Origin of the sequence: Arthrobacter sp. 35W, from assembly GCF_000482545.1 — a bacterium.
Taxonomy (GTDB): domain Bacteria; phylum Actinomycetota; class Actinomycetes; order Actinomycetales; family Micrococcaceae; genus Specibacter.
Genome location: NZ_KI519455.1, coordinates 1553977 through 1565350, shown reverse-complemented (window position 1 = coordinate 1565350; position 11374 = coordinate 1553977). Strand labels below are relative to the sequence as shown.

10 protein-coding genes are annotated in these 11374 nt (G+C 63.9%); 6 read left to right on the top strand and 4 right to left on the bottom strand.

All coding sequences use genetic code 11. The features are described 5' to 3' along the window. The first annotated feature begins 316 nt into the window (after positions 1 to 316). Positions 317 to 1603 carry an aspartate kinase gene (locus K254_RS0119225; protein WP_026556715.1) on the top strand — a complete coding sequence of 429 codons (1287 nt, stop codon included), beginning with the start codon at positions 317 to 319 and terminating at the stop codon, positions 1601 to 1603. Positions 1604 to 1698: 95 nt separating this feature from the next. Here K254_RS0119225 and K254_RS0119220 read toward each other — a convergent pair whose 3' ends face one another. Together K254_RS0119220 and K254_RS0119215 are read right to left on the bottom strand one after the other, a co-directional pair. Further along, complete coding sequence (locus K254_RS0119220) at positions 1699 to 1917, bottom strand: hypothetical protein (RefSeq protein ID WP_026556714.1); 219 nt, start codon at positions 1915 to 1917, stop codon at positions 1699 to 1701. A gap of 80 nt (positions 1918 to 1997) precedes the next feature. Continuing rightward, positions 1998 to 2222 carry a hypothetical protein gene (locus K254_RS0119215; protein ID WP_026556713.1) on the bottom strand — a complete coding sequence of 75 codons (225 nt, stop codon included), beginning with the start codon at positions 2220 to 2222 and terminating at the stop codon, positions 1998 to 2000. A 119-nt stretch (positions 2223 to 2341) separates the two neighbouring features. On the opposite strand from K254_RS0119215, the gene K254_RS0119210 reads away from it, so the two are divergent. From K254_RS0119210 to K254_RS24280, 3 genes are read left to right on the top strand one after another with little or no spacing between them, the layout of a single operon-like run. Further along, positions 2342 to 2794: a MarR family winged helix-turn-helix transcriptional regulator gene (locus tag K254_RS0119210; protein WP_026556712.1), complete on the top strand. Its 453-nt coding sequence runs from the start codon at positions 2342 to 2344 to the stop codon at positions 2792 to 2794. 7 nt (positions 2795 to 2801) lie between these two features. Then, positions 2802 to 3728 (top strand): hypothetical protein, encoded by a 927-nt coding sequence (locus K254_RS0119205; RefSeq protein ID WP_026556711.1) that lies wholly within the window; start codon positions 2802 to 2804, stop codon positions 3726 to 3728. Positions 3729 to 3737: 9 nt separating this feature from the next. Further along, the gene (locus tag K254_RS24280) at positions 3738 to 4262 is read left to right on the top strand and encodes a serine protease inhibitor (RefSeq protein WP_155848632.1); all 525 of its coding nucleotides are present in this window, start codon (positions 3738 to 3740) and stop codon (positions 4260 to 4262) included. A 183-nt stretch (positions 4263 to 4445) separates the two neighbouring features. Here K254_RS24280 and K254_RS0119190 read toward each other — a convergent pair whose 3' ends face one another. Both K254_RS0119190 and K254_RS24275 read right to left on the bottom strand, forming a co-directional pair. Beyond that, positions 4446 to 6431, bottom strand: a complete 1986-nt coding sequence (locus K254_RS0119190; protein WP_026556709.1) for an aldo/keto reductase — start codon at positions 6429 to 6431, stop codon at positions 4446 to 4448. Between the two features lie 77 nt (positions 6432 to 6508). Continuing rightward, positions 6509 to 7603 carry a Gfo/Idh/MocA family protein gene (locus K254_RS24275; RefSeq protein ID WP_051389405.1) on the bottom strand — a complete coding sequence of 365 codons (1095 nt, stop codon included), beginning with the start codon at positions 7601 to 7603 and terminating at the stop codon, positions 6509 to 6511. Between the two features lie 332 nt (positions 7604 to 7935). Between K254_RS24275 and K254_RS0119180 the strand changes: the two genes are divergently transcribed. Next, positions 7936 to 8979, top strand: a complete 1044-nt coding sequence (locus tag K254_RS0119180) for a LacI family DNA-binding transcriptional regulator (protein WP_026556708.1) — start codon at positions 7936 to 7938, stop codon at positions 8977 to 8979. 605 nt (positions 8980 to 9584) lie between these two features. Then, positions 9585 to 11198 (top strand): sugar ABC transporter substrate-binding protein, encoded by a 1614-nt coding sequence (locus K254_RS0119175; protein ID WP_231391915.1) that lies wholly within the window; start codon positions 9585 to 9587, stop codon positions 11196 to 11198. The last annotated feature ends 176 nt before the right edge of the window (positions 11199 to 11374 follow it).

The window sequence follows — 11374 nt, the reverse complement described above, 5'->3', positions numbered from 1 at the left end:
CCCCAAGGCGCCACAGGGTGGCCTTGCGCCCATCCTAGGACCGGCACCAGGGGCAATCCAGCACAAAACGGCACCGCTTTGGCCCGCCTGTCCGTCATGTGGACACTCAAATTGAGTGCCCGGCACCCGCCGGGGATAAACTTGCACCACCTGCCCCCGTGCCGAGGTTGACGCGCGGCCTTTTTGAGGCCACAGGCCGTCTCCATGCGGACCGTTCCACCGGCAACCTGGCGCTAGGGCAGTTGTAGAACCGTCCCGAAGCTGTCCAGCAAGAAAAGCACTAGTCTGCGTTAGGTTAGCCAATGAGTGTGCACGCATGAGCCTGATCGTTCAAAAATATGGTGGATCCTCCGTGTCCGATGCCGCGGGGATCAAGCGCGTTGCCGCGCGGGTTGTCGCCACGCAGCAGGCCGGCAATGAAGTCGTCGTTGTCGTGTCCGCCATGGGCGACACCACCGACGAGCTGCTGGATCTGGCCGCCGAGGTTGCCGAGCAGCCCCCGGCCCGTGAGCTCGACATGCTCATGACCGCCGGCGAGCGGATTTCCATGGCCCTGCTGGCCATGGCCATCAACTCCCTGGGCGCCGTGGCGCAGTCCTTCACGGGCAGCCAGGCCGGCATGATCACCGATGGCATCCACGGCAAGGCCCGCATCATCGATGTGGATCCGTACCGGGTGCGCACCGCCCTGGACAAGGGCAATGTGGCCATCGTCGCCGGTTTCCAGGGCATGAGCCGTGCCACGCACGAGATCACCACCATGGGCCGCGGCGGTTCCGACACCACCGCCGTCGCGCTGGCTGCGGCACTGGATGCCGATGTCTGTGAGATCTACACCGACGTCGACGGCGTCTACACCGCGGACCCGCGCGTGGTGCCGAGCGCCCAGAAGATCAGCAAGATCTCCAGCGAGGAAATGCTGGAAATGGCAGCCTCCGGCGCCAAGATCCTGCACCTGCGCTGCGTGGAATACGCCCGGCGCTTCGGACTGCCCATCCATGTGCGGTCCTCGTTCAGCAACAATGAAGGGACCTGGGTCCTTCCCAGCCCGGATGACAAGATCAAGTTCTCAGAGGGAGTTGCCTTGGAGCAGCCAATCATCTCCGGCGTGGCGCACGACCGGTCCGAAGGCAAGGTCACCGTTGTAGGCGTTCCGGACATTCCGGGCAAGGCGGCGGAGATCTTCGGCATCATCGCCGGCGCCCACTCCAACATCGACATGATCGTCCAGAACATCTCCACCCACGGCTCGGGGCGGACGGACATCTCCTTCACCCTGCCGATGGTGGAAGGTGCGGACGCGCTGGCCGCGCTGCGCTCGGCCCAGGAATCCGTGGGCTTCGAGGACCTGATCTACGACGACCAGATCGGCAAGCTGTCCCTGATCGGTGCCGGCATGCGCTCCAACCCGGGCGTCTCCTACCGCTTCTTCAAGGCGCTCTCCGACGCCGGGGTGAACATCGATCTGATCTCCACCTCCGAGATCCGCATCTCCGTGGTGACCCGCGCGGACCTGCTCGACGACGCCGTGCGCGCCGTCCACCAGGCGTTCGACCTCGACGGCGACGACGAGGCCACCGTGTACGGCGGCACCGGCCGCTAGGGCGCACAGCGCACCACAGGCTGTTTAACCACTGAAGGACCGTTCGGCGCAGAGCGTCGGACGGTCCTTTTGTTGTTGGCTGGCCGCGGCGGGTTCTAGTGGTGCGGATCGTCCTTGCGGACGGCGTAGTGCTCGCCGTTGGAACCGGTCTCACTTTCGAAGTGGGACAGATCCTCCTCGGAGGCCTGCTCGAAGTCGTCGTGCTTGTGGACCACCGGCGCGTCCGCATCGGACCTGTCGGCCTGGCCCAGCACATGTGAAACCTGCCCGGTGACCTTCATGAATTTGTCAACAAATCGTTCTTCGCTCGACATAGTCAACACCTCCCCTCTGTAGCAAGCGGATGGATCCCAGCAAGGCCAATTTTACGCCGGAGGGCCGCAAAGGGAATGGCTCAGCGCAGGGAGCGGTCCTCGGGGTTCTTGGGCACCAGATAGGTGCTGCCGTCGGGCCGGGTGACGGTCTCCCACTGCTGGGCCTCCTGCTGCCGGCGCAGAAGAAGCTGCTTGTTTTCCTCTGTCATCTCGTGGTCCAGCGAACTGGAGACTGCCGGGCCAAAGATGGAGCGCAGCTTGTTGGTTGTCCTCATGAATTTCTGGACAAACGGTTCGCCGGCCATGGGATCCTCTTTCCTTCCAAGGGTGGCGCCCGTGCGCCTGGTTCCAACTACAGGGTACACTCATTATTAGTGCACTAACTAATCCGTGCCACGTACAACGAAAGGCCAAGGATCCGCCCATGGACAGCCACGAGGAAGACCTCCTGCTGGAGCGCCAGCTCTGCTTTGCCCTCAGCGTGGCCTCGCGGTCGGTGGTGGGAGCCTACAAGCCGGTGCTGGCGGAGCTTGGCCTGACCCACCCGCAGTACCTGGTGATGCTGGCCCTGTGGGAATCCAGTCCCCGCACCGTGAAGGATCTCAGCTCGTCCCTGATGCTGGAGCCGGCAACCCTCTCCCCGCTCCTGAAGCGATTGGAGGCCGCCGGCCTGTTGACCCGGGCCCGGTCCGCCACCGACGAGCGCGCCCTGGCCGTGGAATTGACCGACGACGGCGTGGCACTGCGCCGCCGCGCGCTGGCCGTCCCCGGCACCATGATGGCCCGGCTGGGCTTGGACCGGGAGCAGGCCCAGGCCCTGCATGGCACGATGATGGCCCTGATCAGCAGCAGCAGCACCGGCGCAACCGTCGGATAATGGAAGCATGACCACCACGACTGCGCTGCACGTTTTGGCCCAGCCGCAGTGGCTGGACCGCCAGCTGGCGCACCAGGAACGCGTTGATGCCTATGCGGCCCCGTATCTGGCCCGGCGCTCAGCCGGGGCGAAGCACCCGGTGGAGGATTTCCTGTTCACCTACTACAACCACAAGCCCGGCCAGCTGCGCCGCTGGCACCCCGGGGCCGGCACCCTGCTGGCCGGCGAGGCGGCGCTGGAGCGGTTGGAGTGGAAGCATTACCGCGCGGCCACCGGCGCGGAACTGGCCGCGGCGGGGCTGGAACCCGGCACCCCCGCCGTCATCGTCGACAGTGACGCCTTTGCCGCGGACCGGACGGCCGCCATCGATTTTGCCCGGATCATTCTGGGCCGCACCGCCGCCCGTCCCGCGCAGTTTGGCTGCTTTGGCCTGCACGAGTGGGCGATGGTCTACAAGCAGGATGCGCATGACATCCGGCACGAATACCTCTCCCTGCGGCTGGGCCCCGATGGCACGGACCAGGTGGTCGAGGAGAGCAAAATCCGCTGCACGCACTTTGATGCGTTCCGCTTCTACACCCCGGACGCCGTGCCGCTGAATGAGCTGGCCCCCACCCGCGAAACCCAGCGGGATCTGGAACAGCCCGGCTGCCTGCACGCCAATATGGACCTCTACAAGTGGGCGTACAAGCTCTCCCCCGCGCTGCCCAGCGAGCTGCTGATGGACTGCTTCGATTTGTCGTTCCAGATCCGGGCCATGGACATGCAGGCCTCGCCCTATGCTTTGGAGCAGTGGGGGTACCTCCCCATCAGAATCGAGACGGCGGAGGGCAAGGCGGAGTATGTTGGCCACCAACGCCGTTTCGCGGCGGCGGCGGCCGTGCTCCGTGCCCGGCTGCTGGATGCCGTCGCCGCCCTGCCCCACACCTCCTAGGAGCCAGCCGTGCAGAAGTTTCGAGCCACAGTCCTGATCCTGTCCGCGGCTGCCGCCGTCCTGCTGTCCGGCTGCGGCGGTGGTCCATCCACCGGCCCGGGCAGTACACCACCGGCATCGTCCACGTCCACGGGCGCGCCGTCGTCGTCCAGCACATCCACCGCGGCCACCACTGCGCCAACAGTGGCGGGCCAAACGGCGGCGCTGGCCATCAAAGTCCTGCCGACTCCCGACGGTGCGGCCAAGGAGACGCTGCTCAACTGTGCCGGCGCCGAGGCGCTCCCGGGCTCCACCGTGGCGGACCCCGCGGCGGCCTGTGCCGCCATTGAAAGCTACGGTGCCGCGGCCTTTGCCCCCGCCACGCCAGATACCACCATGTGCACCATGCAGTACGCCGGCCCGGCCACCGCCAGCATCACCGGCACCTTCCACGGCGCGTCCGTCAACGCCAGCTTCGGCCAGACGGATGGCTGCAAGATCAGCGCGTGGAACCAGCTGGCGCCGGTGCTGGGTGGACCGGCCGGCACCAACTAGGACAACCGCCGCGTTTGTTGACTGCGTTGCCGCTTCCTGTGGTCGTGCCCCGGGGTTGTGCCGGTGTCGTCGCCACCGGCGTGGGTGGGCCGGGTCTGGCCGGAATCATCCCCCGATCCCGGCCAGACCCGGCCCACCCACCCATCAAGACCCCGACGCCACCAACCTCCTGGCCGGGTGCGGCTAGCCGCGCAGGTCCAACCACGCAACCTGCTCGACGCTGAGCTTGATGTTCAGGCCCCGCATTGATGTGCGGGTCTCTTCGACGGTGCGGGGTCCGATCAGTGGGAACGTCGGGAACGGCTGAGCCAGCACGTAGGCCAAGGCGATGGCTGTCGGCGCAACGCCAAGTTCGTCAGCAAGTTTGCGGGCACGGGCCAAACGCTCAAAGTTCTCATTGCTGTAATAGCAGCGGACCAAATCCGCATCGGACGTGTCATCCCAATCGGCGCGGGCAAAGAACCCTCGAGCCTGCGAGGACCAGGGGAAGACGGCGGTCCCGGTTTCCTGAAGCCAGCTCTGGTCTGCCGGATTCGTCAGGTGCTCACAGCCTGCCCAGGGCAGTTCCAGCGCATGGGCCAAACCAAAGTGGTTGCTCAGCGCAGCAAAGCCCTGCAGATTGTTGTCGCTGGCATAGTCATTTGCCTCCTCATATCGAGCGGTCGTCCAATTGGAACCGCCAAAGGTGCGGATCTTGCCCTGGTCCACCAGGGTATTGAGCACCTCCACGAACTCGCCAACGGGGATCTGGGGGTTGTCCCGGTGCATCATGTAGAGGTCGACATGATCGGTCCGCAGGCGCCCGAGTGACTCATCGAGCTGCCGGATGATCGATTCCGGGTTGCAGTGCGGCGTGTGGGCACCCTTGCCGATGATGAAGAGGTCATCCCGATTTCCACGGTTTGCCATCCAGAGCCCCACAAGTTCCTCTTGGCGGCCGCCACCATAGACATGGGCGGTGTCAAAGGCGTTGCCGCCACGCTCCACGAAATCATCAAACATGACGGAAGCGTGTCCCAGCGTCTCCTGGTTGTCGCACCCCATCACCAGCCTGGAAATATGCTTCCCGACGCCGTCGATGGTGCCATAGGGCATCTCTGCATCGCTGCGGCGCGCCAAGGGACGTCCCGACGCCGTCGGAATCCGCGCGTCGTCCGCCTCACAGGGGTACTGCAGGCCAATGGCTGCCCTCCACTGCTCCATAACCTTGATGTTTCCGAGCGAGTCGGCCCAGCCCATCTGTGGACTTTGCTGAAGGGATGCGAATTGTGGCACCGCATCGGCTTCCAACCCATAGTGGTTCGCACCCGGGATGTGGATGGTTTCTGCCGCCTCGCCGACGCGGGCCAGCACAATGTCAGATCCGGCATCAGCGTTGGGCAGCCAAGGCTCAGACACCGTGATGGTGCCGTGCGATCCGTACACAACTGTCTGGTTCGCTCCCGACAGGCGCACACCCGTGGAGATATGGGCCGTCAGGCCGCCGGAAAACTCGAGGGAGGCCGTGGCCCATTCGTCCACGCCTGTCGAGCCGAGGGTTCCCTTGGCGGTGAGTGAAACGGGCTCCGCGAAGGGCTTCCCCTGCGCCGCCCCTGCAATCAGCCGGGCCATGGAGACGACATAGCCGCCGACGTCGAGGATGCCGCCGCCTGCCAGCTCGGGGTTCAACAGGCGGTGGCCCGGTGCCGGGTTGGCGGCAAATGAGAACATCGACTCAACATGCGCCACTTCACCAATGGCCCCCGCTGCGATGAGCTCAGCCAGTCTCAGAGTCTGGGGGTGGAACCGGTACATGTATCCCTCGGCAAAGTACCGGCCACTGCGGCGGGCAGCCTCCAGCACCGCCATGGCGCCGGCGTGGTTGATCGACAAAGGCTTTTCGCAGATCACGTGTTTGCCGGCGTCAAGGGCCGCGATGGCCAATTCAACGTGGCTGGTGTGCACTGTTGCAATGTAGACGGCATCCACGGCCGGATCGTCAAAGAGCTCCTGGTAGCTGCCGTAGCTGCTGATGCCAGTGCCGAAGGAATCAGCGAACGCCCGGGCCTTCGATTCACTGCGGCTGGCCACCGCAGCCAGGCGGCCCGTCGTGCTTGCCTGCAGCCCTGCAGCAAAGCTGTGGGCGATCCCGCCGGGTCCGATGATTCCCCAGCTGGTTTTTTGATTCATTCTGTTCACCTTCCATGCCGGCATTGGCGGCAATCTCATGTTTTGTGTTCGCTGCTGCCGCTATGCGGTGCAGGTAGTCAATTCCCGAAGGCCTGATCCAGTCCGGCCGGGACAGTTTCGGCCAGCGGCACCATTGCGGGCCGGCGGCAGCTGCTCTGGATGCCAACCGACTGCTGGGAATGCGCCGAAGCCAGCACGGACTCCATGACATCCAGCGCATGAAGGGCCAGTTCTCCGCCTGCCCTTCCGCCTGCTCCTCCGGGCGCGGCCGCCATGTCGGCCAGGCCGATGCCACGCCCAGCCGGTGCGTAGCCAGCCGACGTGGCCACGGTTTCCCACTCGGCGCTGCCCAGGGTGCGCAGCTGCACCTGGCCGCGGAATCCGTTGGGGTCGGGAACAACCAATGACCCCATGTCCCCGTGGACTTCGATGCAGGATGCCTGGGTGCCAACACCGTCAAAGCTCATGACCAGGGTGGAGATGGCGCCTGACGCATGGGTGAGGAGCCCTGTGACATGGGTATCCACGGAAACGGGGATGGATTCCCCAGCCCGGGGCCCGCTGCCGATGGTGCGGACGTCCCTGGTCCGGCTTGCTGCCCCCATGACGCGGGACACTGGGCCCAGAAGCGTGATGAGGGCGGAAACGTAATAGGGGCCCATATCCATCAGCGGCCCGCCCCCTGGGGCATAGAAGAAGTCCGGATTCGGGTGCCAGGGTTCGGGGCCCGGGCCGATCATGGTGGCTGTGGCCGAGATGGGGGTGCCAATCAATCCCCGGTCAACGGCCTCCCGCGCCGTTTGGATCCCGGTGCCCAGCACGGTGTCCGGGGCACACCCAACTGCGGTACCGGCAGCTGCCGCCGCATCCATGATGCGCCGTGCATCCGCGGTGGTTGCTGCCAGGGGCTTCTCCCCATACACGTCCTTGCCGGCGGCAATCGCGGCCAGGGCCACCTCGGCGTGCGCCGCGGGGACCGTCAAGTTCAAGACGACGTCGACCTCCGGGTCCGCGAGGAGCTCGGGGAGGGGCATGGCGCGCACTCCGGCGCGCCCGGCGGCTGCTTCCCGGGCCCGTGCCGGATCCAGATCGGTGACAGCCACCAGATTCAGCGAATCGATGCTGTCGATGGTGGCCAGGTATTGGGCGCTGATGTTTCCGCACCCGACCATGCCAATATTTAGTGGTGGATTTCTGGTGTTCAAGGTGTCTTGTGGCTCCGATTGGTTTCTGAGGATCTCAGTGGACAGGAGAGCGGGCGTGGCTGCTGCCGAGGGAGCCAGGGGCTCAGGCCCGTCGCAATGGCAGCGTCATCCTCGCAAACTTACCGATATGTTTCGATAACGTTCTGCGATAGTATGAATTAAGTCACAGCCGTTCGGGCGTGTCAACTAGGATCTACATCACAACGATGCCCATACCGACTCTATGAGTTGTGGCCAGGCCTCGCTGCACCGGGCGCTGTCTTTCCAGGAAAAGTTTCGAAAAGGGTAAAGGTGTGAAATTGTCTTCAGATGCCAAGGCGAGGCGGCCGGTGCTTGCGACGGTCGCGGCACTGGCCCGAGTCTCAGTCCCCACTGTCTCCAAGGTCATCAATGGCCGCGAGGACGTAGCCGACGAAACTCGAATCCGGGTCCAGGCGGCACTCGACGAGCTCGGCTATGTATCGCCGTTCAAGCCCCGGGTCCCTGCGGAGGGGCCCATCATGGTCGATTTTGTGGTGAATGGCGTCGCCAGCCAGTACTCCCACGCACTCATGACGGGACTGCTGGACTACGCCAATTTTGCCGGTGTGGAAGTTGTTGTGACCAACACGTCGGAGGCTGACCTGCGAAGCGCCAATCACGAGGCCTGGGCGCGGCGCATGTCTGAATCGGGCCGCAAGGGCTTGATTTTGGCCACTCCCAACGTCGATGCCAGCCTGGTGAAGCCCTATGGAAGGCTCAACATTCCCGTGGTCGTCATCGACCCGTGGAGCGCCCCGCAAGTGGGATGCATTACGGTCGGGGCAACCAACTGGTCCGGCGGCAAGGCGGCAGTGGAACACCTCATTGGATTGGGCCATACAAAAATCGCCTTCATAGGTGGAGACCCCGCATCAGAATCGAGCAACTCCCGGCTGCACGGCTATCTGGCAGCCTTGCGGAACCACGGCATTGAAGCACGGCCCGAGTACGTTCTGGAAGGCGAATTTGGCAGTACGTTTGGGGCCGAGGCGACCCGCCGACTCTTGGCGTTGAAGAACCCTCCGACTGCTGTTTTTGCCGTGTGTGACTACACCGCGGTGGGAGTCCTGCAAGAGGGCCGGCGTCAAGGCCTCAGGCTGCCCGAGGACCTCAGCGTCGTTGGCTTTGACGGACTGCCGGTGGTTGAGCAAACGCTGCCGAGGTTGACGTCCGTGGCGCAGCCGCTGCACGACATGGGGCGGGCGGCGCTTGGATCGGTCCTGCGCCTGATCCGGGGGGAACAATTGGATTCGGCGCACGTGGAACTGGCGACCGCTCTGCAGATCCGCGACTCCACCACGGCCCCGCCAGGGGTTTCGTAAGCCAAGGGCATGGCAGCGTCTCCGACCTGCGCCCGGCTCCACGCCCCTTCACTGGCGCCGAACAGCCCGTTTGGGCGGCGCTCACATTGCCTTGCCAATTTTCCACAGTCCGCTTGCGTGCGGCTCGGCGGGCAGCCACACAGTCAGGAGAAGGCTCCCCTGATTGTGACTTGACACACACGAGTTGCCGCAAGTAGATTCGGCACGAACACCGCCGTCTATCGAAAATTATCGGAGCAAATTTCGCCATCCTCATTCGAGATGGACCATCTACGACAGGACTGTGGGCAGGTAGTGACCGTGGACAAGGCAGCTCGCATGACGCAAGGAGATGCGGCGGACGTTGCTGGCGGCCAAGGCCAGCGGTGCGGAAATCAAGGTCCGGTTCCTGGGTGCGAGACCGCGCTGGTTCGGGGCCAACGTAGCCGCTGAAAAATGCCGCACCGAGAACACGATTCACCCTTGGTGGTGCCCTGCATGGCACCACCAAGGTTTCAGCAGGACAACCCATCCATCAAATATTCAATGAGAGACCCACTATGAAGAATTTTAGCAACCCCGCGGGGTTTTCCCGACGGAAATTTCTGGGTTTGGCGGGGACGGCCGTGGCAGCTGTCGCACTGACGGGAACACTGGCCGGCTGTGCATCCTCCGGCGGGCCAGGGGCCGCCACAAAGAACAAGTCCACCCTCGCCCTGCCGACCTACAAGCCCTTCACGGGTGTGACACCGGACTTTTCCGGCGATGGTGAGGCGTTGTTGGACGGCTTTTTGAACATGCCCAACCCCGTGGCGTCCACCACGGGGAAGCCGCTGACGGGCACTGTGACGTCAATGGCCGCGAACTTTGGTTCCCCTGCCCCGCCCCTGGGCGACAACCCCTATTGGCAGGGCATCCTTGAAGCCTTTGGCGGCAACTACGAAATGCAGATTGTGGAAGAAGCCGGCGACGGCTACGACGCCAAATTCGCCACGCTCCTGGCTTCGAACGATCTCCCACAGATCACCTGCGTGGGCTACCGCAACATCCCCAACCTCTCGGCCATGCTGGAAGCAAGGTTCCAGGACCTGACCCCCTACCTTTCCGGCGACGCCGTACTGGAATACCCCAACCTGGCCGCCTTGAAGACCGCCACCTGGCAGACAGTGGTGGTCAACAACAAGATTTGGGGCGTCCCCACCACCAGCACACCCCTGGGACAAGTCATGGTCGGCAATGCCAGCGTGTGGGAAAAGGTTGGCGGCTTGAACGCAAAGGACGCTGATGAGTTCTTTGAAAAGGCCAAGGAAATCACCAATCCCAAGGACAAGAAGTACGCCCTGGAGCCGACGTACATCAACATGCTCCACATGTTCACCGAATGGTACGGTGCACCGAACAACTGGGCCGTCAACGACGACCGCACGCTGACCCATGTGTACGAGACCGACGCCTACGTGGCCGGTCTGGAATACGCTGCCAAACTCTTCAAGGCCGGAGTCTTCTATCCGGACAGCAGTGTTCCCTCCTTCGACTCGATGGTGGTCAATGGATCAGTCGGTGCGCAGGTTGTCGCGAGTCCCAGGGAGCTGGGAACACACCATCGCATCGACCCGGCGGTCAAGATGGAGATCCTCATTCCCTTCGGTGCAGACGGCAAGACCACCCCCACCTATGACCTCGGCAATGGTGTCATCGGCATGGCGGCGCTGCAGCGCAACGCGGACGAAAAGGCCATCAAGGAACAACTGTCGCTGTTGAACTGGATTGCCGCGCCTTTCGGAACCAAGGAATACCTAGCGAAGAACTTCGGATTCGAGGGCCGGGACTTCACCTTCGACGCGAACGGCAACCCGATCCTGACCAAGGATGGCGCCAGAAATGTTCCGGGTGTTTCCACGCCGCTGAACTCACTGACAGCCGCTGAGCCTGTCAACTTCATCGCCGGTGCACCCGAATTGACCACCTACATCCAGGGCCAGACGGCGAAGCTGGTTGAGAACGCCTGGCGGAACCCCACGTTGGGCCTGTACTCCGACTCTGAAGCCAAGTTTGGCCCCAAACTGAAGAAGCTGGTCCGTGACAAGACCGTTGACATCATCACAGGCCGGGCGAGCGTTTCCGAGCATGCGGAGATCCTCAAGCGGTGGCGGGCCGAGGGCGGCGACAAAATGCGGGCCGAGTACGAGGTGGACTTGAGCCCTGAAACTCCCGTCTTTCCGCTCCAGCCCGTCAAGTAGGCACCTGCCGGACGCAGGACAGAAGGGGAGGATCCTGGAAACCCAGAGTCCTCCCCCTCTGCCTTTTCTTGGCAGCGCATTTCGGCCTGTTAAGCAGCTGTGGCGCGGCACCCGCCCCATCCTCCGCAGGGAGATGGGGCGGGCACCGCGCCACAGCTGTGTTCAGGCCAAGCCGT